This is a genomic window from Amycolatopsis echigonensis (genome assembly GCF_002846615.1).
Taxonomy (GTDB): Bacteria; Actinomycetota; Actinomycetes; order Mycobacteriales; family Pseudonocardiaceae; genus Amycolatopsis; species Amycolatopsis echigonensis.
Genome location: NZ_PJMY01000003.1, coordinates 4651963 through 4672689 on the forward strand (window position 1 = coordinate 4651963; position 20727 = coordinate 4672689).

Here is a 20727-nt window from a genome sequence, read left to right on the forward strand (position 1 = left end):
CCGCCGGTCGCGGCCGGGCGTCAGCGGAGGCTGGGCGGCAGCGTCGGCTCGATCGTCGACGGTGTCGTGCGTTTCGATTTTGGCTGTCGCGCGGAGATCCTGACGTGTGTACCCTACGGGGGTAATGTAATGCGGTGCGGCGGAACGGTCCGCCGCACCGCATCGGCCAAAGGGAAGGATCCAAGGATGGCGACCACTGTCTTCACGGTGAAGGGCATGACGTGCTCGGGTTGCTCGGCAAAGGTGACGTCTGCGGTTCAGGGCGTCGAGGGCGTGTCGGAGGTCGCCACCGACGTCTCCAGCGGAGAGCTGACCGTGGTGAGCGACGGGCCTGTCGACGCTGCCGTGGTGCGGTCCGCGGTGGCTGAGGCGGGATACGAAGTGGCCTGAGCCGTGGCAACAGGTTCAGGCGGCCGGGTGCGCGTGCGGCAGGGGAGACCCGTGACGGCGTCAGGTTCGAGCCGGATGCGGCAGGCGCTCGCCTCGGACGCTGTCCGCGCTGTGCTGGTCTGCCTGCTGGGCTGTGCGGTGCGCGCACTCAGGAGCAACGTCGAGGGCTCGGCCGCGCGATGCGGTCGCGCGGCTCACTCGCCCGACGGGAAGTCGTAGCGCGACGGCACGTTTTCGCCGGGGCGCGGGCTGCCGTAGAGCACGGCGACCTCGTCGTGGGCGGTGAAGGTGACGGCGGCGGGGTTTCCGTTCTGCTGCTTGCCGTTGACGAACACGCGCACCGTTTTGCCGTTGCCGGCGCGGAGGCCGCCGATGTTGTCCGCGGACAGGCTGAGGTCCCATTCGCTGAACAGTTCGCCGAGGCTGAACCGGCGGGCGACCGGTGATTCGATGTGCACGACGCCGCTGGGGTCGTGCGTGTGCAGCGGGCTGATGCTGGCCCGGTTCTGGTCGATGCCCAGCATCGCCGGCACTTGTGCCGGCCGGCCGTCGACGAGAACGTCGAGATGGGCGTGGATGTGCTCGACGGCGCCTTCTTCGGTGAGCATCGGCAGGCCCGCCGCGCGCGCCGCGGCGGTCGCGTCGGCGGGGGCCGGCCACGGCGGCGAGGTGGCGCGGCCCGCCGCGGTGGTGGCCGGCGGATGGTTCAAGCTGGCAGCCGCCGTGTCGCCCTGGCCGGTTTTGGCCGTGTTCGTCACCGTGACGATGACGACGACCAGCAGTGCGACGACGAGCAGGATGCCGCCGATCAACAAGGGTGTGCTGCGCCCTTGGCCTTTTCGCGCTTGCGTCACGGAATTGCGGGCGGACTTCTTGGCGGTCACGGGTGCTCCTGTGGTCAGAGGGGAACGGAGAATCCGGCGATCGGGCCGCGCAGCCAGGCGATGATCTCGCCCCAGAGGCCGGTGACCAGTGCGATGCCGACGAGGAGGAGAAGCGCGCCGCCGGCCTGCTGGACGCGGCGGATGTGGCGGCGCACCCACGCGGTCGCGTGGACTGCCCAGCGGGCGCCGAGCGCGAGCAGGACGAACGGCAGGCCGAGCCCGACGCAGTAGGCGGTGATCAGCAGCAGGCCGCGGCCGGTGGTCGGCCCGGCTTCGGTTCCGCTGGCGAGCGCGATGACGCCGGCCAGCGTCGGGCCGAGGCACGGCGTCCAGCCCAGGCCGTACACCGCGCCCAGCAGCGGGGCGCCCCAGATTCCGTCGCGCGGCTTGTGCCGGAGCTTCATCCCGCGCTGCAGCGGCGGGAACAGCCCGAGGAAGACCAGGCCCATGGCGATGGTGACGACGCCGCCGAGCCGTTGCAGCATCTCCTCGTTGGCCAGCAACGCATCCGACACTCCGAGCACCGCCATGGTGGTCGCGGCGAACACGACGGTGAACCCCAGGACGAACAGCAGTGCCGCGCCGGCGACCCGCCACCGCCCGGTGGCGGGCGGCAAGTTCCCGTCCGGCCCGGCCGGCGATGGTTCGGTGCCGACGAGGCCGGCGAGATAGCCGAGATACCCGGGCACCAGCGGCAAGCAGCACGGCGACGCGAAGGACACCGCACCGGCGGCCAGGGCGAGGAGCGAGGCCAGGAACAGCGGGCCGGAGACGGCCAGGTCGGTGAGGTTCACGCGCCCGGACCTCCGGACGCGGGTTCGGCGGCCAGCCGCTGGACGACGGGCCGGAGATCGGTGTCCAGCAGAGAAGTGAGGAAGACCGCGGCGACGCGGTGGCGGCGATCGAGCACGATGGTGGACGGCACGACGTTGCGCGGGTATCCCTTCAGCGCCAGCAGCGACCGGCCCGGCGGGTCGTAGATCGACGGGTAGGCGACGTGCCGGTCGCGGACGAAGTCCTGTGGCGCGGTGCGCGGCTCGTCGCGTACGTCGATGCCGAGGAACTGGACGCCGGATGCTTCGGTCTCGTTGTAGACCTGTTGCAGGTGCGGCATTTCCGCACGGCACGGCCCGCACCAGGAGCCCCAGATGTTCAGGACGACCACGTTGCCCGGATATCCGGAGACGCGGAGCTGTTTTCCCGGATCGGCCAGATCGTCCCCGGCCAGTTCCGGGCTGGTGCCGCGGGTCTGCGGCGGGTCGTAGAAGATCGAGGTCCGGCCGCCGGGGGAGACGAACTCGAACGTGCCGCCCCGCGCCACCGCGTCCTTGCCGGCGCTGCACGCGGTGAGCAGCGCCAGTCCGGCGACGGCAAGCGCATGCTTGCGACTGCGCGTTGCGCGCATCGACCCACCTCCTACGTATCTACTCCGTAGGTTAGTAGGTGAGGCGGGTCACGGATGCATCGGGCCCATGTTGCCCATCATCGACCCCATGAGGACGACTGCGAGCACGCCTAACGCGATGAGAACGACAATGGCGACGAGTGCGACGATCAGGACGGTGTTCGGCTTGCGCGCGGTCGAACGAGGCGGCGACGGGCGGGGCAGGTCGCTGGTCAGTGCGGCCAGTTCGCCGGCTGTCTTCGCCTCGTGCGCGCGGGCGGCGCGTTCGGAGAACTCGTCCATGGAGAGGCGGCCCGCGGCGACCTGATGGCTCAGGCGTTCCACGGTCTCCTCTCGGTCTGCGTCAGACGCGCGGATTTTCGGGTCCGCCATTTGTCACGTCCTATCCGGTGATTGCGGCGCAGATGCGGCCGTATGCAGGAAAAGTAGGTCGCGGTGACGGAGCACACGGCAAACAATGCTGCGAGCCAGACCGGCATCAGCGGCCGGTGTGGGCGCGTTCGGCTTTGAGCTGGTCGATTTCCGCTCGCAGCTGCTCGACCTGGTGCGTGCCGTCGTCGCGGTCCTTGTGCTGGCCGCGCGACATCATCCACATCATGAAGCCCATCCCGACCGGGCAAGCCAGTGCTGCGATGCCCAGGAACAGTGACTGCATGAGAACCTCCAGGGCTCGGATCTACGTACTTCGATAGTAGACGATGGTGCGGCCGGGTGCACACCCGTCGATTACGGTGGAATGACAACGGTTTCACGCCTGTCGTGCCATAGTCGGCGGATGGCTACCCGAGTCGAGTGGAGCGTCCGCGACTCGCATCGCCCATGGACGCTCTGCGCTGTCGTGGCGAGTGCCGCGGCGGTCGGCTTGCGCGTAGCGGGGCTTCCGCCAGTCGACGTCCACGGCCCGTTGCACTACCTCGGCGTCATGGACCCGTTGTGCGGCGGGACGCGGGCGGCGTTTCTTCTGCTGTCCGGCGATGCTGCCGGGGCCGCGCGGTACAACCCGATTGTGTTCCCGCTCGCGGCGATCGCGGCCGGTCTGCTGGTTCGCGCGGGAATCGGGGTCGCCTGCCGGCGGTGGCTGGAGATCCGGCTGCCGGCCGGCTGGCGACGAGCGCTGCTGGCCGCGCTCGCGGTGGCGGTCGCGCTTCTGTGGATTCGCCAGCAGGCCGAGGCTGATTTGCTCACGCGCGCTTGGGCGGGCGCAGGGGTCAGCTGAACGACAAGTCGCACACGCCGAGGCCGCTGGCCGCCAGCAGTCCGGTCAGGACGGGACCCGCGGCGGCGGCGAGCGTGACGAGCGTGAGCACGAGGCGGGACTGCCACTGCGCGCGCGGTGCCGCGGGGAGGGTGAGGCGTTCGGCCCGGGCCAGTACGTTCGCGCCGGTGGCGCCCAAGACTCCGGTGGGGAGCGGAGGCTGGCCGGTGAGGGCCAGCAGGCCGTCCAGGAGCGCGTCCGGCCCGTGCCTGCGCACGGCCGCGTCGTCGGCGCACATCTCCAGCGTCCGGGCGACTTCGGCGGCGCCGATCGTGAACAGAGCGGCCCACGGCAGGATCGCCGCCAGGCCGCGGGTGAACGCGAGGATCTGGTGGTGCCGTCCGTCCAGGTGGGCGTGCTCGTGGGCCAGGACGGCGGCGAGGTTCTGCCGGTCGAGGACGTCGAGCGCCGAGCTGGTGACGACGATGGTGCCCGGGCGGCCGGCGACGCAGTAGGCGGCCCGCTCGGTGGCGTCCAGGACGACCGCGTCCACGCCCTCGACCCGGTGGCCGACGATGCGAGCGGCGGAGGCGTGCTCGTGCGTGCGGGCGCGCGCCGTGTGCAGGGCGCGTCCGAGACGGCAGGCCAGCGCGACGAGAGCGGCCGCGGCCGCCGTGGCCAGTGCGATGAGCCCGGCCTGCAGGAATATGCCGTAGCGGCCGGTGGCCACTGCCTGTACGGCGGCGAAACACGTGCTGGCCAGCTGGGCGGGGCGTCCCCAGTCGCCGACGGCCTCGACGGCGAGCGACGCGGCGGCGGCCGCCCACGAGCCCACCACGCTGACCATGACCACCAGCCATGCCAGCACGCTGACCCGGGGAGCGGTTCCGCGGCGGGTCAGCCTGCGCAGGGGGCGGGGCACGAGCACCGCGACGGTGAAGCTGTAGAGCAGGAGGCAGGCGGCGACGCTCATCGGGTGCCTCGCGTCCGCTTCAGCCGCCGCAGCACCTGGCCCAGTTCGGTCGACTCCTGGTCGGTGAGCTGTTCGACCAGGTGTGTGAGCACGGCACCGGGGTCGCCTCCCGCGTCGAGTGCGTCCCGCATCAACCGGGCGCTGTACTCGTCCCGGCTCAAGGTGGCCCAGTAGACGAACGCCTTTCCCCGCCGTTCGCGGGACAGCCAGCCTTTGCCGTGCAGATTGTCCATTGTGGACATAACGGTGGTGTAGGCGATTTCCCGCTCGTGCAGCAGATCCTCGAAGACGGCGCGGACCGTCATCGTTCCGCCGCGGCGCCAGACGCGGTCCATGATCACCGCTTCCAGATCCCCGAATCCGCGCACCCGGCCTCCTCCGCCTTCGTCTCCGGCAATGCCAGGTACTCAGGCTGCGAGGTCTGGTCCCGCCCAGGCACATGACCTGGGCGGCTGCACCCGCAGCGCGCTTGAAGTTCCTGGCATTGGTCTCTCCAGGGTAGCGGGGGCCGCTGCGCGGACCTCACGCCAGCTACGTACTATCTCCGTACGTAGATCGTAGGAGACCGGGAGGCGGCCGTGGGCGAGGTGCTGTTCGGCTCGACGCTGCTCGCGTCGTTCCTCGGCGGCGTAGTAGCGCTGCTCGCGCCCTGCTGCGTGTCGGTCATGCTGCCCGCCTACCTGGCGACCGGGTTCCGGCACCGGGGCGGAGTGGTCCCCGCGACCCTGGTGTTCGGCGCGGGCGTCGCGACGGTCATCCTGCCGATCGGGCTGGGCGCGACGTTCCTGAGCAGCCTGTTGCTCACCCGGCACGTCTGGATCTTCTCGATCGGCGGCGCGCTGATGATCGCCGGCGGGCTCGCGACGCTGGCGGGCTGGAAGCCGCGGCTGCCGATGCCTGGCGGCCGCGCGGTGCGCGAAGGCAGCTTCGGCTCGGCGTACGTGCTCGGTGCCTTCTCCGGTGCGGCCAGCGCCTGCTGCGCGCCGGTGCTGGCCGGGGTGGCGGTGCTGTCCGGCGCGGCCGCGTCGTTCCCGGCGGCGCTGGCGATCGGCGCGTCCTACGTCGCGGGCATGGTGGTGCCGCTGGCGGTCGTGGCGTTGCTGTGGGACAAGCGCCGGGAACACGCGACGCGGCTGCTCACCGACCGCAAGGTGCGCCTGCGGCGTCGAGAGATCGCGCTCGGCACGCTGGTCAGCGGGGCGTTGATGATGCTCATGGGCGTCCTCGCGGCGGTCCTCGCGTTCACCGGGCCGGGCATGAGCGGCGGGTGGCAGGTCGAACTGTCCGCCTGGCTGCAGCACCTGAGCAGCGTCGCGGCCGGCCGGCTGTCCTGGCTTCCCGGATGGGGCCTCGCGGCGCTGCTCGCACTCGGCTTCGCGCTGCTCGTCCGCCGGGTCCTGCGAACGAGATCCGCCGACCGTACTCGACCTTCCGAGGAGAATTCCCGTGAGCAGCAGCGTTAAGACCCGGCGGGCGACGATCATCAGCGTGGCGGCGGCCGCGGTGGTCGCAGTCGTCGTGTTGTTCGTCGTCTACCAGAACTCGCAGAGCAGCAGTTCCGACGCCATCGGCGGCTCCGGGTACCAGCACGTTTCAGGTGCGCCCGGAGCCGGGACGGCGGCACCCGCGTTCACCCTCGCGTCCGACCGCGGCGCCCGGATCAGCCTGGCGGACTTCCGCGGCAAAACCGTGCTGCTGTACTTCCAGGAAGGGCTGTCCTGCCAGCCGTGCTGGGACCAGATCAAAGACCTCGAACAGAACCAGGCCGCGCTCAAGGCGGCGGGCGTCGACAGCGTCGTTTCCATCACCACCGACCCGGCGGAACTCATCGGGCGGAAGGCCTCCGACGAGAAGCTGGCCACTCCGGTGCTGTCCGATCCGGACCTGCGGGTGTCGCGGGCGTACAACGCCAACAAGTACGGCATGATGGGCGAAATGCGCGACGGCCACAGCTTCGTGCTGGTCGGCCCGGACGGCACGATCCGCTGGCGCGCGGACTACGGCGGCGCGCCGGACTACACGATGTTCCTGCCGACCGGGAAAATGCTCACCGACCTGAAGGCGGAGCGCGCCTCGTGACCGACCGGTTCGACATCACCCTGCTGACCCAGGACGACTGCGCCTTCTGCACCGTTGCCCGAGAGGTGCTCGACCGGGTCGGCCGGGAATTCCCGTTGCAGGTCAAAGAGATCCCTCTCGCGACCGACGAAGGCCGCGCACTTGCCACAACGGCGGGCGTCCTGTTCGCGCCGGGAGTCTTGATCGACGGGGAAGCTTTCTCCTACGGTCGGCTGTCGGAGCGGAAACTGCGGCGTGCGCTGGAAAAGCGCCGGATGGACGCATGACCGCCGCTCGCTCCGCACGGCGCGCGGCCGCGCGGGCAGCGGTGCTGCTGGTGCTCTCGTTCGGCACGTTGCTCGCTGCCGTGACCCCGGCCAGCGCGCATCCGACACTGCTGTTCACCGATCCGGCCCCGGACACCGCCGTGCCCACGGCGCCGACTCTGCTCACCTTGGCGTTCAACGAACCCGTGACCGTCGGCCAGCGGGCCGTCACCCTCCTCGACGGCGCAGGCCGGGAGGTCCCGCTCGGTGCGCCGACGCTCGCGCGCGGCGGGCAGAACGTCAGCGCGCGCCCGGCCGGGCCCCTCGCGCCCGGTGCTTACAGCGTGCGCTGGCGGGTCACCGGCTCCGACGGCGACCAGGTCGAGGAGGAATTCCGATTCGCGATCGGCACCGCGGTCACCGGGTCGGGGACGAGCGGCGGCAGCTCGATCTCCTGGCTCGAAGCCGCGCTTCGCTGGTTGCTGTTCGCCGGAGTGGCCGTCGCGCTCGGCGGACTCGTCGGCGAACGATTCGCCGCATCGGCGCGCGCGGAGAATCCGGCGTTGCGCGCGCCGAGGTCTCAGCTGGCGCCCGGGACGCTCGTCGCGCTCGCCGGGGCTGCCGGACTTGTGGCGGTATTGCTCGCCGGAGCCGGGGCGGAGGCGTGGCGCAGCCGGATCGGGCTGTTGCTGCTCGTGGAATCGGCCGGGCTGGTCCTCGCGCTCGTGCTCGGAACTGTCGCGAGTGGACGGTTCCGCCGGGCGAGCGCGCTGCCGCTGCTGGCCGTGGTGGTCGCCGACGGCCTCCGGTCGCACGCGAACCAGGCGATCCCCGGCTGGGGTGCGGCGCTGACCGCCGTGCACTTGGCCGCGGTCGCGGTCTGGGCCGGCACGTTGGTGTACGTGGTGCGGACGGCGTTCGCGTGGCGTACGCGGCGGCCTGCGGTCCGATGGGTGCTGGCCGGATACTTGCGGCTCGCGGGATGGGTGTTCGCCGCGGTGGTCGCGACGGGCGCGCTGAGCGCCGTGGTCCTGATTCCGCTGTCGGACCTCTTCGACACTGCCTACGGCCGGGTCCTGCTGGTCAAGCTCGGTCTCGTCGCGGTCGCCGCCGGAGCCGCGCTGGCCGGCCGGTCCGCGGCGCGCGGGAACCGGCTCGGCGGCGTACGCGCGGTGGCCCGGGTCGAGGCTGTCGTGCTGATCGGCGTGCTCGCGGCGAGCGCGGTCCTGGTCTCCACTCCGCCCGCCGGGTCCCAGCAGTCCGGCCCTCCGCCGGCGAGCGGCCTGGTCGTGCCGCTCGGTGCCCTGGCCGGGCAGATCGGGGTGAGCGCCGCGGCCAGCGACGGCCAGCTCGTCGTGCGCCTGAGCACGCCGCGACGCGGCGACTACTACAGTCCTCAAGCGGCGCAGGACTTCTCGCTCTCCGGCCGGCTCAGCGCCGGCGACTCCGATCTGTCCTTCCGCGGCTGCGGGGAAGGCTGCTTCGTGTCCACTGTGGACTGGAGAGCCGAGGACAACGTCCTGACGCTGAATGCCGGCGCGGCCGGATGGCACGGCGGCGTGGTCAGCCTGATCGTGCCCTGGCCCGCCCGTCCCGGGAACGGCGACCTTTCCCGCGCGGTCGAGAAGCTGCGGTCGGCGGAGAAACTGACGGTCTACGAATCCGTCACGAGCGACACGTCCGCGGCCGCCCCGCCGCCGCAGCGGCTGGACCTGACCGGGTCGTTCTTCGCCGCGCAGGAGCCCTACGCCTCCGGGGTCGCGCCGCTCGCCGCCCGGATCTCCCCGGACGGCCGCCCGGTGCGGCTGGCGCTCGGCTATCCGGCGGCCTCCACCGACGTGGTCCTCGCTCTCGACGGGCAGGGCCGGATCAGCGAGGAAACGCTGTCCGACGACACCCATCTGATCCACCGGCGGTTCGTCTATCCCGGCTGACGCAGCCCGGCGAGGGTGACGGCGACCAGCCGCTCCGCCGCGGCCTTCGACGGCAGGCCGCCGGCGGCGGTGAGCGCGTGGAGGCAGTACGTCGCCAGCTCCGCGGGGTCGACATCGCCGCGGACGTCGCCCGCTGCCGCCGCGTCGGCGAGCAGCTCCCGGAACAGCTCGTGCAGATGCTGCTGGGCGCGGGCGACGTGCTCGTCGGGGTGCAGCAGCGCCGCGAGCTCGGCGCCGTAGGGCTCGTCGTGGTGGTGCTGCACCCGCTCCTGGTGGATGAGGGCGTACGCGAGCAGCACTCGCTCCAGGCGGACCTCCGGCTCCGCCGGTTCGTCCCGGATCGCGACCAGGCGCGCGAAGTGCGCGTCGATCTGCCGCTCGTGCCAGGCGGACAGGATGGCTCCGACGTGGGGGAAGTACTTGTACAGGGTCGCCCGGCCGATGCCCGCCTTCTCGGCGATCTGCGACATCGTCACCGACGCGGCACCGTGCGCGGCGACCAGCGCGGCCGCGGTGTTCAGCGCCGCGTCCCGGACCGCCTGCCGGTGCGCCTCGATCGTGTCGTTCCACAGCTTGGGCACCCCGCGAGAATACACAATGCCAAGGACGAGGCAGAGTGCATTGACAGAGACACTGTGTATCGATAAAACTGGCGGTCTCCTCGAGAAGGGCACGTCGATGACCGGTTCGATTCATCCGCAGTCGCACTCGCCGAGCAGCCCGGACCAGCTCTACGCGTGCAGGCCGCCCTGGGACATCGGCCGGCCGCAGCCGGCGTTTCGCCAGCTCGCCGACGCCGGGGACATCCGGGGCCGGGTCCTCGATGTCGGTTGCGGGACCGGTGAGCACGTGCTGATGGCTGCTTCGCTCGGCCTGGACGCCACGGGGGTCGACCTGGCTGAGACGGCGCTCCGCGCGGCCAAGGAGAAGGCCCGCGCCCGTAGCCTGACGGCCGAGTTCCGCCTCCACGACGCACGCCGTCTCGGCGACCTCGGCCGAACGTTCGACACGGTGCGCGATTGCGGGCTGTTCCACATCTTCGGTGCCGACGACCGCGCCGTCTTCGCCGAGAGTCTTCGCGCCGCGGTGGAACCGGGCGGGCGGTACTTCATGCTGTGCTTCAGCGACCGGGAAACCCGGGGCGACTGGTCGCACGTGCATCGGGTGCGCCGCGACGAGATCGTCGCCGCCTTCGCCGACGGCTGGCGGATCGACGCGATCGAACCGGCCGTCATCGAGATCATTCCCGATCCGGACGGCATTCATGCCTGGCTGTCCGCGCTGACGAGGAGCTGACCGATGCCGGTGTCCGAAGCCCGCATCCGGACCTCGCGTGCGAGCCGGTACCTCGTCCAGCTCTGCCGGCACGCCGAAGCGATGGGCGGGAAGGCGCGTGCACTGCACGGCCGCGGGGTGCGGCCCGAGGTCGGTGCCGTCGAATGGACCGACACGTCCGGGAAGATCGAGTTCAGCTGGGGGCGGTGCACTCTGCGCGCGACCGACGACACGTTGATCGTCCGGCTCGACATCGACGACGAAGACCGGCTGCGCGCGGCCGAAAAAGTCCTTGCCGCCACCCTCGAACGGTTCGGACGGCGGGACGGCCTGCACGTCGGCTGGGACCGCGTCGGCACCGTCGGTCCCGTGTCCGCGAACCCCGGACGCCCGCGGAAACGGCGGACCGCCGTGGCTCTCGCTGTCGCAGTCGTGCTGGCGGTGGCCGCGCACCTGGTGGTCGGCGGGCTCGCGCTGGCGTCCTGGGCATGGACGAGTGTGCTCGCCGACGTCGTGCTGGGCCTGGTCGTCCTGAAGATCGTCGTGGTGGCGGTGCTGTCCCGGCACCGGCTCCGCAACGGCCACGCGCGTCTGCGGGCCCTATACCCCCGACAGCGGGCACGCCGCGACCGCGACGCCGAACAGCAGCGTCGCACCCATCAACACGGGTAGCGAGGTCGCCGCCGTCGCGGCGAAACCGCAGGAAAACGCCTGGCGCAGCCGGCCGGGCGGTGCGATGCCCGCGTCCAGCCGCGCGAGCCGGACGGCCACGCCGTCGCGTGCCATCGCCAGAGACCCGTCCGGCGCACCGTGCCCGGCGACGGCGAGCAATGCCGCGCGCACCGCTTCGGCGCCGTGGCTGCGGACGGCGGCCGCGTCTGCGGTCAGCTCGACCAGTTCGCGGACGGCGCACGGAGCGCGGCGGAACAAGGGAACGAACGGCAGTCCCTGGCCCATCGCCTCGACCCAGCCGATCAGGAGATGGTGCCGGCCGCGGAGATGCGCTTTCTCGTGGGTCAACACGGCGGCCACTTCGCGGGCAGGCAGCTGCCGACGCAGTCCTTCGGTGGCGACGATGACGCCGCGGCCGTGGGCCACGCTGAACGCCAGCGGCCGGTCGTGCTCCAGCCACCAGGTCGCCGGTGCACCGCCTTCGCGGCGTGCCGCGATCCGCAGCAGCCCCAGGTGCTCGCGCCGCGTCCGGGCCCTCCGGCGGGCCATGCGGAGTCCGATCACTGCGAACCGGACAGCGAGAGCAACCAGCAGCAGGGCACCGGCCAGCCCCACGAGTTCCTCGGCCCGCGGAGACGTGCCGTGCGAGATCGCCGCCAGACAGCCGTGGACGGCGGCCACCACGCTCGTCCCGGTGCCGTGGCCGGGAAACAGCAGCAGCGCGATGCCGGACACCGCAGCCGCCAGCACGCCCGCAGTGGCCAGGAGCCACGCGGTGAGCAGGGCGGACGGATCGGTGCGGGTCAGATCAGCGCGGCCGAGCAGCCCGGGAATGGTGCGGCCCGCGAGGAACGCGCCCAGCAGCAACGCGAAGGCGGCCGTCATCGGGGCGGTCGCAGACCCTGCCGGAGCGCCTGGGACTCCTCGGCCGACGCGGAGCGGGCGAAGTGCAGCAGCACCGCCGCCGGGTCGCCGGACTCGTCGAGGACCTCGCGCAGGGACCGCGCGGCGGCGTCCGCGCGGCTGACCGACGGCCGGTAGAGATACGCTTTGCCGACGCGTTCGCGGACCGCCCACTCCTTGCGGTGCAGGTTGTCCAGCACGGTCATCACCGTGGTGTAGGCGAGATCCTTGCCGGTGTCGAGCCGGTCGAGCACGTCGCGCACCTTCACCGGGCCGTCGGCGTCCCACAGGACGTCCATCACCGCCCGCTCCAGCTCACCGAGACCGCGCACCGGACCTCCACGGGCAGCTCGCCACTCACTACTACCAACACTAGTATAGCTGGCCGGTTCCGCGGTCAACGGCCGCCGCCGTGCGGCCGGCGGCGCCCCTGCCGTCACGCGCCCCAATGCCAGGGACTCAGGCCGCGCAGCCCATGCCCGCCGACCGTCCACAAAGGACGTCAGTGCTGTCGGATGCCTGATCTATGACCATGTGGCCGGGTCTTGAGGTCCGTGAGGGGAACCCTGAGGGAATCAGATTCCCTCAGGGTGGCCCTCACGGACGCCTGGCCCCGCCCAGATCCTCCGACCTGGGCAAACCGCACCCGCAGCGCCGCCTTAAGTCCCCAGCATTGGTCACGCGCCCGCCCGAGTCAAAAGACGGGAGAAGTCCGTGAAGGACTCCTTGAGGGAACCAGATTCCCTCAAGGAGTCCTTCACGGACGTCCGCATCGCGCACCGGGCCCGTCCGCGAATCCGGCCGCGACGGGAGCGGTCCAGGCTCTCTTTTCCGCGCCTCCCCGCGGTCTGTGGCCGGGCCTGCTCGTCTTCGGCACCGATGCGGTTTAGTCTTACTGTGGGTAGTAGATGTGCTCCTGCGGCTCTTCGGCCGCAGCCGGTTCGAGTCCGGCGACGAGGTTGAAGGCGCCCGTGAGGTGGTTGAGCGACACCAGTCCGACCACGTCGGCGAGCGTGCGGTCGGTCCAGCCGTGCGCGCGCAGATCGGCGACGTCCTCGTCCGAGATCGAGGCTGGTTCGGCGAGCACGCGCACCGCGTAGGTGAGCAGCGCCGCCTCGCGGGCGTCGGGCGAGGTGGCTTGCCGGGCGAGGGCGATGTCCGCTTCGGACACTCCGGCGGCGCGCGCCGCCTCGGTGTGCGCGGCGAGGCACAGTGCGCAGCCGAGCCATTCCTGGACGGCGAGGGAGATCTTTTCGCTGAGCGCCCGGGGGAGTTTGACCCGTTTGATCGCCCGGGAGAGTTCGAGGTAACCCTGCAGCAGCGCGGGCGAGTGCGCCATCGTCGCGACCATCGCCCCGGGCTCGCCGGTGCGCGCGGTGATCTCGTCGAGCAGTTGCCGGGATTTCTCCGGTGCGGCGGACCTGTCGGGCGGCGTGAGGCGGGTCATGCGGGCTCCTGTCGTCGGGTGCGTTGACTACGGTACCCCCCTAGGGTATAAATGTGCCATGAGCGAGTCACCCGCGGCCGCCGGGCCCCACGGCTACAGCGAAGACAAAGAGGACTATCTCAAGCGGCTGCGCCGGATCGAGGGCCAGATCCGGGGGCTGCAGCGGATGGTCGAGGACGACAAGTACTGCATCGACATCCTGACTCAGGTGTCGGCGGCCACGAAGGCGTTGCAGGCGGTGTCGCTCGGGCTGATGGACGAGCATCTGCACCACTGTGTCGCCGAGGCGATCGCCGAGGGCGGCGCGGCTGCCGATGACAAGATCCGCGAGGCGAGCGACGCCATCGCCCGTCTCGTCCGTTCCTGAAAACCGTTGTCCCAGAAGGAGAATACCGTGAGCGAGCAGACCTACACCGTGACCGGCATGACCTGCGAGCACTGCGTGCGTTCGGTCACCGAGGAGGTCAGCGAGATCGAGGGCGTCACCGATGTCGCTGTCGACCTGCCGACCGGCAAGGTGACTGTGCGCGCAGTCAAGGACATCGACGTCGCGGACGTCCGCGGCGCGGTCGAAGAAGCCGGTTACCAGCTGACCGCCTGAGCGGCGGCTCTCGCGACTGCGGGCCAAGCCCGCGGTGAGGACTGAGGACATGAACACAGCAGCGAAGCTCTCCGCCTACGGTGTGGCGCTTGCTCTGGTCGCCGGCGGCGGCTGGGGCATCGGCACCGCTGTCGGTCCCTTCTCCGGCGCGGCCGGGGTGCACGGCGGCGAGGACGCCGGGCACGGGGACGCTCACAGCGGCACCGTCGCGGAGGCCGCGAACACCGACCAGCCCGGCGGGCTGGCGTCGTCCAGGGGCGGTTACACCCTCACGCCCACCAGCACGACGCTCACCCCCGGCACGACCAGCCCCTTCGCGTTCCGGATCACCGGGCCCGGCGGCGCGGCGGTGACCGCGTTCGACGTCGAGCACGAAAAACGCATGCACTTCATCGTGGTGCGCCGCGATACCACCGGATACCAGCACCTCCACCCGCAGCTCGGCGCGGACGGCGCCTGGACGGTGCCGCTGTCGGTCAAGGAGGCGGGCAGCTATCGGGCATTCGCCGACTTCACCCCGGCCGGCGGGACCGGGACGACGCTCGGCGTGGATCTGGTCGCTCCCGGCGACTTCCGGCCGGTGGCGCATCCCGAATCGAGACTGGCCACTGTGGACGGCTACCAGGTCCGGCTGACCGGAGACCTGGTTCCCGGCCGCGCGTCGAAGGTGACCGCGACGGTCACGCGCAACGGCGCGGAGGTCGTCGACCTGCAGCCCTATCTGGGCGCGTACGGCCATCTGGTGGCGTTGCGGCAGGGCGATCTCGCGTATCTGCACGTCCACCCGGACGGCGCCCCCGGCGACGGGAAGACCGCGGCCGGGCCGGCGGTGACCTTCTTCGCCGAAGTCCCGTCGGCAGGCGGCTACCGGTTGTTCCTGGACTTCCGGCACGGCGGCGCCGTGCACACCGCGGAGTTCACCGTCAGCACCACGGCACAGGGAGGGAACGGGTCATGACCGCCGAAGTGGAGAACCAGCCCGCGACCGGCGAGGTCGAGCTGGCCATCACCGGGATGACGTGCGCGTCGTGCGCGATGCGGATCGAGCGGAAACTGAACAAACTCGACGGGGTCACCGCGACCGTCAATTACGCGACGGAGAAGGCGAAGGTCGTCTACTCCGGCGACGTGGCGCCGGAGCGGCTGGTCGAGCAGGTCGAGGCGGCCGGTTACGGCGCGACCGTGCCCAATGCGGAGAAGGCTGCGAGCGAAGAAGGCGCCGAGGAAGAGGACGCCACCCGCCCGTTGCGGCAGCGGCTGATCGTTTCGACGGTGCTGTCGGTGCCGGTGATCCTGCTCGCGATGGTGCCGGCGTTGCAGTTCACCTATTGGCAGTGGATCTCGCTGGTGCTGGCCGCGCCGGTGATCGTGTGGGGCGCGTTGCCGTTCCACCGTGCCGCGTGGGCGAATCTGCGCCACGGCGCGGCCACCATGGACACGCTGATCTCGATGGGGACCATCGCGGCGTTCCTGTGGTCGCTCTACGCGCTGTTGTTCGGCACCGCCGGGGTGCCGGGCATGACGCACGCGTTCGAGCTGACGGTCCAGCGGATGTCCGGCGACGGCAACATCTACCTCGAGGTCGCGGCCGGGGTGACGACGTTCATTCTCGCCGGCCGCTATTTCGAGGCGAAGTCGAAGCGGCGCGCCGGTGCCGCGCTGCGGGCGCTGCTGGAACTCGGCGCGAAGGACGTCGCGGTGCTGAGGGACGGCCGGGAGCAGCGGATCCCGGTCGAGCAGCTGCGAGTCGGCGACTTGTTCGTCGTGCGGCCGGGGGAGAAGGTCGCCACCGACGGCGTGATCGAGGACGGCAGCTCGGCGGTCGACGCGAGCATGCTGACCGGCGAGAGCGTCCCGGTCGAGGTGGGTCCTGGCGACCCGGTGGTCGGGGCCACGGTGAACGCCGGGGGACGGCTGGTCGTGCGGGCCACCCGGATCGGCTCGGACACCCAGCTCGCCCAGATGGCGAAGCTGGTCGAGGACGCGCAAACCGGCAAGGCGCAGGTGCAGCGGCTGGCGGACCGGGTCTCGGCGGTGTTCGTGCCGATCGTGATCGCGCTCGCCGCCGGGACCTTGGCCTTCTGGCTCGGCGCCGGGGACACCGCTTCGGCGGCGTTCACCGCGGCGGTGGCGGTGCTGATCATCGCCTGCCCGTGCGCGCTGGGCCTGGCGACGCCGACCGCGCTGCTGGTCGGCACCGGCCGCGGCGCGCAGCTCGGGATCCTGATCAAGGGCCCGGAGGTGCTGGAGTCGACGCGGCGGGTGGACACCGTGGTGCTGGACAAGACCGGCACGGTCACCAGCGGGCAGATGGCGCTGGTCGAGGTGCACACCGCGGACGGCGTCGAACCTGACGACGTGCTGCGGCTGGCCGGCGCCCTGGAGGACGCTTCCGAGCATCCGATCGCGAAGGCGATCGCCCGGGGCGCCCGGGAGAAGGTCGGCGAGCTGCCCGCGGTCGAGGACTTCGCCAACGTGGAAGGCCTTGGCGTGCAAGGCGTCGTGGCCGGGGCGGCGGTGCTCGTCGGCCGCACGGCGCTGCTGGCGGAGTGGAGCCAGCACCTGCCCGCCGACCTGGTTTCGGCCAAGGCCGAGGCCGAGCGGCACGGCCGGACCGCGGTCGCGGTCGGATGGGACGGGAAGGCCAGGGCGGTGCTGGTCGTCGCGGACACGGTCAAGCCCACCTCGGCCGAGGCGATCGCCCGCTTGCGGGAGCTCGGCCTGACCCCGGTGCTGCTCACCGGCGACAACGAGGCGGTCGCCCGCTCGGTGGCCGCGGAGGTCGACATCGAGGAGGTCATCGCCGAGGTTCTGCCGAAGGACAAGGTCGACGTCGTCCGGCGGCTGCAGGGCGAGGGCAAGGTCGTGGCGATGGTCGGAGACGGCGTGAACGACGCCGCGGCACTGGCTCAGGCCGACCTGGGCCTGGCCATGGGCACCGGCACCGACGCCGCGATCGAGGCGGCCGACCTCACGCTGGTCCGCGGCGACCTGCGGGCTGCGGTCGACGCGATCCGGTTGTCGCGGCGCACGTTGCAGACGATCAAGGGCAACCTGTTCTGGGCCTTCGCCTACAACGTGGCGGCGCTGCCGCTGGCCGCGGCGGGACTGCTGAACCCGATGATCGCGGGCGCGGCGATGGCGTTCAGCTCGGTGTTCGTGGTGAGCAACAGCCTCCGCCTGCGCGGATTCCGGGCGGTCGGCTGAGCGCAGCGCCCCGGGACTCGCTCCCGTAGTTGTCCGTGAAGGACTCCTTGAGGGAATCAGATTCCCTCAAGGAGTCCTTCACGGACTTTTCGCGACGGGGGCCGCAGCGGACGGCGTCAGGCGAGGGTGAGGAACAGTTTCTCGAGCTGTTCCGCGGTCATCTCGGCCTCGTCGCCGTTGCCGTCGGCGGTGACGCAGTGGCGCAGGCCGCTGGCGATGATTTTGAAGCCGGCCCGGTCGAGGGCACGGGAGACGGCGGCGAGCTGGGTGACGACGTCCTTGCAGTCGCGGCCGTCGTCGATCATCGCGATGACGCCGGCGAGCTGGCCCTGCGCGCGGCGGAGCCGGTTGCGCACTTGGGTGACGGTGTCCTGGTCGCCGATCATGGGGTCCCCTCCCTGGCTGGTTTCACGAAGGCTCACAATACCCCGGCGGGTATATTCCTGGTCAGGAGCCGCGCTTGCGCCACGGCCACGAACGCGGCGGGCGCGGTGGCGAAGGGTGGCCGGGACACCACTGCGCGGCCGGCACGGCGGCTTTGACCTGGCCGACGTGCCGGCCGCAGCCGGCCCAGGTGGTTTTGCCGCAGGTGCGGCACGAGACGGGACGGCACATCAGACCGGTTGTCCCGCCGGCATGGCCGGGGCGCCGCGCCGCGGACGGCGGAGTTCGGCGAATCCGGGGACAGCCGAGGCAGTGCGCAGGGCGTCGAGCAGGGCCTGCCCTTCTGCCGGGGCGGGCAGTTCGGTCAGCACCGGGCCGAAGAAAGCCCGGCCGCCGATCGCGGTGATCGGGCTGCCCGCGGTGTCGCCGAGGGCGTCTTGGCTCGCCTGGTGCGCGGCTCGCACCGCCGGGTCCAGATCGGCGCAATCCGCTTTGGCCGCAAGGTCTTCCGGCAAGCCGACAGCGGTCAGCGCGGTGCGGAGCAGCGCGTTGTCCACCGGCAGCCGCTGCTCGTGGATCCGGCGGCCGAGCGCGACGTGGAACCGGGCGGCGGCGGACCGGTCCTCGATCGCCGCGAGGACGCGGCCGGCGCGCAGCGAATCCTCGATCCGCCGGCGATGCGCCTCGGCCACCTCGGTTCCTTCGTTGAGCACCGCGAGACTCATCGGCCGCATCGGGAACTCCGTCCGCGTGCCGTCGAGCCAGCGGTACGCCAGCCAGGCGAACGGGCAGACCGGATCCCCGTAGAGCACCACGTCGTTCATGCCAGCTCCCGGTCCACGGCGTTCAACGCGGATTCCAGCAGTTCGGCGGCCTCCCCGGCGACTTCGGAGACTCCGGCCGCCGGCGCGACTTCGGCCATGACCGCGGGATTGATCGCCTCGACGACCGTCTCGCCGGCGCCGTTCTCGCGGACGACCACGTTGCAGGGCAGCAGCAATCCGATCTCCCGGGTCGCCTCCAGCGCCCGGTGGGCGAGCGCGGGATTGCAGGCGCCGAGGATGGTGTAGCGCTCCATCCGCTCATCCAGCTTCTCGCGCAGGGTCGCTTGCACGTCGATCTCGGTCAGCACCCCGAACCCCGCTGCGGCCAGCGCGGCCCGCGTCCGCGCCATCACTTCGTCGAAGCCCGCGCCTCGGTAGGTGCGGGACAAACCCAGTTTCACGATTGCTCCTTCCGTTCGGCAGATACCCGGTGGGGTATTGGGCATGCCCCCTAGGGTATCAGTCGACCCGGTGTGGCGCCGAGCGCGAGCACGGTGAGCTGTGTTCAGGCTCGGCGATCGCGGCACGCTGGGACGGCAGGAACCGACGTGGGCAGAGGCCAAGCAGGGGAAGGACTGCCGCTGTCGCGCGGGAGACGTTCGGGCGATCAGGAGCAATGCCAGGAACTTACTAATCCGGCCAAAAGTAGGCCGACCCCGACCGCGGCACGTAACCGTTGCTACGAAAGCCATTCGGCCGTGGCTGTGGTCGGATTAGTAATGATCGGCACAGTAAGGCTGTGCTGCGGACGCGCTTCCGGCGTGTTCCCAGGCTCAGCTGGCTCGATCCGGTCGAGCGCACGTCGCTGTGGGCCCCGGACCCGGGACCACAACCTGGCCTCATGGTGGCAAAGCGGGCATTCCGGCACTGTTGGCGTCCTTTGTGGACTGTCAGTAGGCCGAGATCTCGGAGCCTTAAGTTCCTGGCATGGGCGATCAGGAGCGGAGCGGCGAAGCGGATCGTCCCCGGGACGCGGCAGCAGCCTTGGTCACGAGCAGGACACCAGGCCGGTGAGCACCACCAGTGCGCCCGCGACCAGTGCCGGGGCCAGCAACGCGGTGAGCCCGCCGGTCACGGCGGCGAGGCGGGCGGCCGCCCGGTTGGTGCGGGCCGGTCGTTCCCGGAGCCGGTCGAGCCGGATGGCGGTGTCGCCGCCGGCCATGGCGAGCGCTCGCCATGGCCCGCCGCCGGCGCGGATCGAAAGCAGCGCGGAGCACAACGGCCCGGTGCCGCACTGGGCAGCCGCGGCGTGGTCGGCCGACAGTTCGACGAGCAGCCGCACGGCGGCGGGCAGTTCCCGCATCAGCGGGACGAACCGCACAGTGCGGCCGAGAATGTCCGCGCACGCGGTAAGCAGGTGATGATGGCCGCGGACATGGGCCCGCTCGTGGGCCAGGACGGCGTCGAGTTCCGGTACCGAAAGCCGGGCGGCGAGCCCTTCGCTGGCGACGATCATCGCGCGCCGCCCGCCGAGGCTGTAGGCGACCGGCTCGTCGTGCGGCAGCCACAGCGTCGGCACGGACCGGGAGCCGGCCGAGCCGCACAACCGCAGGGCGGCCAGGTGGCGGCGGTACTGGCGATTGCGGCTCCGGCGCCGCCCGGCCGAGGCCACCGCCAGCCGGACGGCTCCGGCGAGGGCGAAGGCTCCCGCGCTCGCGCCGACGACCGGGTCCAGCAGCGGCACTTCGCCGTGGCTGAGCGCGGCCCAGCAGTCGTGCAGCGCCCGCAGCACCGCGTCGGCCGGGCCGTGCCCGGGCAGCACGAGCAGCAGCACTCCCGCGACAGCGCCCGCCAGGACCCCGGCGGCGCTCAGCAGCCACCAGGCGATCGCGGTGCCGGGAGAGATCCGGCCTGCGGCCAGCCTGCTCAGCGGGCGTGGCGACCACCAGCCCACGAACACGGCCCCGAGCAGGAGCGCCGCCGCGACGATCACCGCTTCCGCGACTTCCGGCGCAGCGCCCGGCGGAGGATGTCCGACTCCTCCTCGGACGCCGTCTGGACGAAGTGCAGCAGGACCGATTCCCGGTCCTCGGTGGAGTCCAGCAGATCGCGCACCGTCTGCGCGGTCGCCTCCTCGCGGGAGGCGGTCGCCTGGTAGTGGTACGCGCGGTTCCGCATCTCGCGCTCGACCCAGCCCTTGCGGTGCAGGTTGTCCAGCACCGTCATCACCGTGGTGTACGCGAGATCGCGGTGCTGGTTGAGCTCGTCGAGCACTTCCCGGACCCGCATGGGTTCCGCCGCGTTCCAGAGCACGTCCATCACCGACGCCTCGAGCTCGCCCAGTTTCAGCATGGCACCTCCGGGGATCA

General features: G+C 71.4%; 28 protein-coding genes. 12 read left to right on the forward strand and 16 right to left on the reverse strand.

The genetic code is table 11. From position 1 onward, the window contains the following. Positions 1–186 precede the first annotated feature (186 nt). Positions 187–390 carry a heavy-metal-associated domain-containing protein gene (locus tag ATK30_RS27145; protein WP_037359712.1) on the forward strand — a complete coding sequence of 68 codons (204 nt, stop codon included), beginning with the start codon at positions 187–189 and terminating at the stop codon, positions 388–390. A 194-nt stretch (positions 391–584) separates the two neighbouring features. On the opposite strand, the gene ATK30_RS27150 is transcribed toward ATK30_RS27145, so the two are convergent. The 5 genes from ATK30_RS27150 to ATK30_RS45395 all read right to left on the reverse strand — a co-directional run bounded on the left by ATK30_RS27150 (position 585) and on the right by ATK30_RS45395 (position 3334). Next, the gene (locus ATK30_RS27150) at positions 585–1274 is read right to left on the reverse strand and encodes a hypothetical protein (RefSeq protein WP_101437986.1); all 690 of its coding nucleotides are present in this window, start codon (positions 1272–1274) and stop codon (positions 585–587) included. A gap of 14 nt (positions 1275–1288) precedes the next feature. After that, entirely contained in the window at positions 1289–2068 is a 780-nt protein-coding gene (locus ATK30_RS27155; RefSeq protein ID WP_037359713.1) for a cytochrome c biogenesis CcdA family protein, read from the reverse strand. Beyond that, positions 2065–2679, reverse strand: coding sequence for a TlpA disulfide reductase family protein (locus ATK30_RS27160; RefSeq protein WP_101437987.1), 615 nt, complete (start codon positions 2677–2679; stop codon positions 2065–2067). The genes ATK30_RS27155 and ATK30_RS27160 overlap by 4 nt, the downstream gene beginning before the upstream one ends. A 48-nt stretch (positions 2680–2727) precedes the next feature. Beyond that, positions 2728–3051: a DUF1707 SHOCT-like domain-containing protein gene (locus ATK30_RS27165; RefSeq protein ID WP_037359719.1), complete on the reverse strand. Its 324-nt coding sequence runs from the start codon at positions 3049–3051 to the stop codon at positions 2728–2730. A gap of 106 nt (positions 3052–3157) precedes the next feature. After that, complete coding sequence (locus tag ATK30_RS45395) at positions 3158–3334, reverse strand: hypothetical protein (protein WP_167442019.1); 177 nt, start codon at positions 3332–3334, stop codon at positions 3158–3160. A 120-nt stretch (positions 3335–3454) separates the two neighbouring features. Here ATK30_RS45395 and ATK30_RS27170 point away from each other — a divergent pair, with 120 nt between their 5' ends. After that, a complete protein-coding gene (locus ATK30_RS27170; RefSeq protein ID WP_158242501.1) occupies positions 3455–3895 on the forward strand; it encodes a DUF2752 domain-containing protein in 441 nt (146 codons plus the stop codon). Here the strand turns inward: ATK30_RS27170 and ATK30_RS27175 are convergent. Together ATK30_RS27175 and ATK30_RS27180 are read right to left on the reverse strand one after the other, a co-directional pair. Beyond that, positions 3888–4847 (reverse strand): M56 family metallopeptidase, encoded by a 960-nt coding sequence (locus tag ATK30_RS27175; RefSeq protein WP_037359724.1) that lies wholly within the window; start codon positions 4845–4847, stop codon positions 3888–3890. The two genes, ATK30_RS27170 and ATK30_RS27175, sit on opposite strands and share 8 nt — an antisense overlap. Next, positions 4844–5215, reverse strand: coding sequence for a BlaI/MecI/CopY family transcriptional regulator (locus tag ATK30_RS27180; protein ID WP_081655048.1), 372 nt, complete (start codon positions 5213–5215; stop codon positions 4844–4846). Before ATK30_RS27180 ends, ATK30_RS27175 begins: the two co-directional genes overlap by 4 nt. 210 nt (positions 5216–5425) lie before the next feature. On the opposite strand from ATK30_RS27180, the gene ATK30_RS27185 reads away from it, so the two are divergent. The 4 genes from ATK30_RS27185 to ATK30_RS27200 are packed head-to-tail and all read left to right on the forward strand — an operon-like array spanning position 5426 to position 9105. Next, positions 5426–6310, forward strand: a complete 885-nt coding sequence (locus tag ATK30_RS27185) for a cytochrome c biogenesis CcdA family protein (protein ID WP_037359733.1) — start codon at positions 5426–5428, stop codon at positions 6308–6310. Further along, positions 6294–6926, forward strand: a complete 633-nt coding sequence (locus tag ATK30_RS27190) for a peroxiredoxin family protein (RefSeq protein WP_051165921.1) — start codon at positions 6294–6296, stop codon at positions 6924–6926. The genes ATK30_RS27185 and ATK30_RS27190 overlap by 17 nt, the downstream gene beginning before the upstream one ends. Further along, positions 6923–7192 carry a glutaredoxin family protein gene (locus ATK30_RS27195; protein WP_037359736.1) on the forward strand — a complete coding sequence of 90 codons (270 nt, stop codon included), beginning with the start codon at positions 6923–6925 and terminating at the stop codon, positions 7190–7192. The genes ATK30_RS27190 and ATK30_RS27195 overlap by 4 nt, the downstream gene beginning before the upstream one ends. Continuing rightward, a complete protein-coding gene (locus ATK30_RS27200; RefSeq protein ID WP_081655050.1) occupies positions 7189–9105 on the forward strand; it encodes a copper resistance CopC/CopD family protein in 1917 nt (638 codons plus the stop codon). Before ATK30_RS27195 ends, ATK30_RS27200 begins: the two co-directional genes overlap by 4 nt. On the opposite strand, the gene ATK30_RS27205 is transcribed toward ATK30_RS27200, so the two are convergent. Next, on the reverse strand, positions 9093–9686 hold the full coding sequence (locus ATK30_RS27205; protein WP_037359738.1) for a TetR/AcrR family transcriptional regulator: 594 nt from the start codon (positions 9684–9686) through the stop codon (positions 9093–9095). The two genes, ATK30_RS27200 and ATK30_RS27205, sit on opposite strands and share 13 nt — an antisense overlap. Positions 9687–9783: 97 nt before the next feature. On the opposite strand from ATK30_RS27205, the gene ATK30_RS27210 reads away from it, so the two are divergent. After that, complete coding sequence (locus ATK30_RS27210; RefSeq protein WP_037359740.1) at positions 9784–10401, forward strand: class I SAM-dependent methyltransferase; 618 nt, start codon at positions 9784–9786, stop codon at positions 10399–10401. Between the two features lie 3 nt (positions 10402–10404). Then, entirely contained in the window at positions 10405–11052 is a 648-nt protein-coding gene (locus ATK30_RS27215; RefSeq protein WP_051165922.1) for a DUF2218 domain-containing protein, read from the forward strand. On the opposite strand, the gene ATK30_RS27220 is transcribed toward ATK30_RS27215, so the two are convergent. The 3 genes from ATK30_RS27220 to ATK30_RS27230 form a co-directional block, all read right to left on the reverse strand. Beyond that, positions 10981–11937 carry a M56 family metallopeptidase gene (locus tag ATK30_RS27220; RefSeq protein ID WP_037359743.1) on the reverse strand — a complete coding sequence of 319 codons (957 nt, stop codon included), beginning with the start codon at positions 11935–11937 and terminating at the stop codon, positions 10981–10983. The genes ATK30_RS27215 and ATK30_RS27220 overlap by 72 nt on opposite strands. Continuing rightward, positions 11934–12287: a BlaI/MecI/CopY family transcriptional regulator gene (locus ATK30_RS27225; RefSeq protein WP_037359746.1), complete on the reverse strand. Its 354-nt coding sequence runs from the start codon at positions 12285–12287 to the stop codon at positions 11934–11936. The genes ATK30_RS27220 and ATK30_RS27225 overlap by 4 nt, the downstream gene beginning before the upstream one ends. Before the next feature lie 560 nt (positions 12288–12847). Further along, on the reverse strand, positions 12848–13402 hold the full coding sequence (locus ATK30_RS27230; RefSeq protein WP_037359749.1) for a carboxymuconolactone decarboxylase family protein: 555 nt from the start codon (positions 13400–13402) through the stop codon (positions 12848–12850). A 58-nt stretch (positions 13403–13460) separates the two neighbouring features. On the opposite strand from ATK30_RS27230, the gene ATK30_RS27235 reads away from it, so the two are divergent. Genes ATK30_RS27235 through ATK30_RS27250 form a run of 4 tightly spaced genes read left to right on the forward strand, consistent with a single transcriptional unit; the run spans position 13461 to position 17210 of the window. Then, positions 13461–13769 carry a metal-sensitive transcriptional regulator gene (locus ATK30_RS27235; protein WP_037359752.1) on the forward strand — a complete coding sequence of 103 codons (309 nt, stop codon included), beginning with the start codon at positions 13461–13463 and terminating at the stop codon, positions 13767–13769. A gap of 27 nt (positions 13770–13796) precedes the next feature. Beyond that, positions 13797–14003: a heavy-metal-associated domain-containing protein gene (locus ATK30_RS27240; RefSeq protein ID WP_037359755.1), complete on the forward strand. Its 207-nt coding sequence runs from the start codon at positions 13797–13799 to the stop codon at positions 14001–14003. Between the two features lie 49 nt (positions 14004–14052). Further along, positions 14053–14961, forward strand: a complete 909-nt coding sequence (locus ATK30_RS27245) for a hypothetical protein (protein WP_037359758.1) — start codon at positions 14053–14055, stop codon at positions 14959–14961. Continuing rightward, complete coding sequence (locus tag ATK30_RS27250; protein ID WP_037359760.1) at positions 14958–17210, forward strand: heavy metal translocating P-type ATPase; 2253 nt, start codon at positions 14958–14960, stop codon at positions 17208–17210. The genes ATK30_RS27245 and ATK30_RS27250 overlap by 4 nt, the downstream gene beginning before the upstream one ends. Positions 17211–17326: 116 nt before the next feature. Here the strand turns inward: ATK30_RS27250 and ATK30_RS27255 are convergent, their stop codons facing one another. The 5 genes from ATK30_RS27255 to ATK30_RS27275 form a co-directional block, all read right to left on the reverse strand. Next, on the reverse strand, positions 17327–17596 hold the full coding sequence (locus ATK30_RS27255) for a metal-sensitive transcriptional regulator (protein WP_037359763.1): 270 nt from the start codon (positions 17594–17596) through the stop codon (positions 17327–17329). A 228-nt stretch (positions 17597–17824) separates the two neighbouring features. Beyond that, positions 17825–18418, reverse strand: coding sequence for a mycothiol-dependent nitroreductase Rv2466c family protein (locus ATK30_RS27260; RefSeq protein WP_037359766.1), 594 nt, complete (start codon positions 18416–18418; stop codon positions 17825–17827). Then, positions 18415–18819: a DUF302 domain-containing protein gene (locus tag ATK30_RS27265; RefSeq protein ID WP_037359769.1), complete on the reverse strand. Its 405-nt coding sequence runs from the start codon at positions 18817–18819 to the stop codon at positions 18415–18417. The genes ATK30_RS27260 and ATK30_RS27265 overlap by 4 nt, the downstream gene beginning before the upstream one ends. 587 nt (positions 18820–19406) lie before the next feature. Further along, positions 19407–20351, reverse strand: coding sequence for a M56 family metallopeptidase (locus tag ATK30_RS27270; RefSeq protein ID WP_037359772.1), 945 nt, complete (start codon positions 20349–20351; stop codon positions 19407–19409). After that, a complete protein-coding gene (locus ATK30_RS27275; protein ID WP_037359775.1) occupies positions 20348–20710 on the reverse strand; it encodes a BlaI/MecI/CopY family transcriptional regulator in 363 nt (120 codons plus the stop codon). Before ATK30_RS27275 ends, ATK30_RS27270 begins: the two co-directional genes overlap by 4 nt. Between the last annotated feature and the right edge of the window lie 17 nt (positions 20711–20727).

Bases quoted from the DNA above. Each gene is read 5' to 3' on its own strand.
- ATK30_RS27145 (WP_037359712.1), top strand. From the start codon at position 187: ATGGCGACCACTGTCTTCACGGTGAAGGGCATGACGTGCTCGGGTTGC.
- ATK30_RS27160 (WP_101437987.1), bottom strand. From the start codon at position 2,679: ATGCGCGCAACGCGCAGTCGCAAGCATGCGCTTGCCGTCGCCGGACTG.
- ATK30_RS27165 (WP_037359719.1), bottom strand. From the start codon at position 3,051: ATGGCGGACCCGAAAATCCGCGCGTCTGACGCAGACCGAGAGGAGACC.
- ATK30_RS45395 (WP_167442019.1), bottom strand. From the start codon at position 3,334: ATGCAGTCACTGTTCCTGGGCATCGCAGCACTGGCTTGCCCGGTCGGG.
- ATK30_RS27170 (WP_158242501.1), top strand. From the start codon at position 3,455: ATGGCTACCCGAGTCGAGTGGAGCGTCCGCGACTCGCATCGCCCATGG.
- ATK30_RS27175 (WP_037359724.1), bottom strand. From the start codon at position 4,847: ATGAGCGTCGCCGCCTGCCTCCTGCTCTACAGCTTCACCGTCGCGGTG.
- ATK30_RS27200 (WP_081655050.1), top strand. From the start codon at position 7,189: ATGACCGCCGCTCGCTCCGCACGGCGCGCGGCCGCGCGGGCAGCGGTG.
- ATK30_RS27210 (WP_037359740.1), top strand. From the start codon at position 9,784: ATGACCGGTTCGATTCATCCGCAGTCGCACTCGCCGAGCAGCCCGGAC.
- ATK30_RS27215 (WP_051165922.1), top strand. From the start codon at position 10,405: ATGCCGGTGTCCGAAGCCCGCATCCGGACCTCGCGTGCGAGCCGGTAC.
- ATK30_RS27220 (WP_037359743.1), bottom strand. From the start codon at position 11,937: ATGACGGCCGCCTTCGCGTTGCTGCTGGGCGCGTTCCTCGCGGGCCGC.
- ATK30_RS27230 (WP_037359749.1), bottom strand. From the start codon at position 13,402: ATGACCCGCCTCACGCCGCCCGACAGGTCCGCCGCACCGGAGAAATCC.
- ATK30_RS27235 (WP_037359752.1), top strand. From the start codon at position 13,461: ATGAGCGAGTCACCCGCGGCCGCCGGGCCCCACGGCTACAGCGAAGAC.
- ATK30_RS27245 (WP_037359758.1), top strand. From the start codon at position 14,053: ATGAACACAGCAGCGAAGCTCTCCGCCTACGGTGTGGCGCTTGCTCTG.
- ATK30_RS27250 (WP_037359760.1), top strand. From the start codon at position 14,958: ATGACCGCCGAAGTGGAGAACCAGCCCGCGACCGGCGAGGTCGAGCTG.
- ATK30_RS27255 (WP_037359763.1), bottom strand. From the start codon at position 17,596: ATGATCGGCGACCAGGACACCGTCACCCAAGTGCGCAACCGGCTCCGC.
- ATK30_RS27260 (WP_037359766.1), bottom strand. From the start codon at position 18,418: ATGAACGACGTGGTGCTCTACGGGGATCCGGTCTGCCCGTTCGCCTGG.
- ATK30_RS27275 (WP_037359775.1), bottom strand. From the start codon at position 20,710: ATGCTGAAACTGGGCGAGCTCGAGGCGTCGGTGATGGACGTGCTCTGG.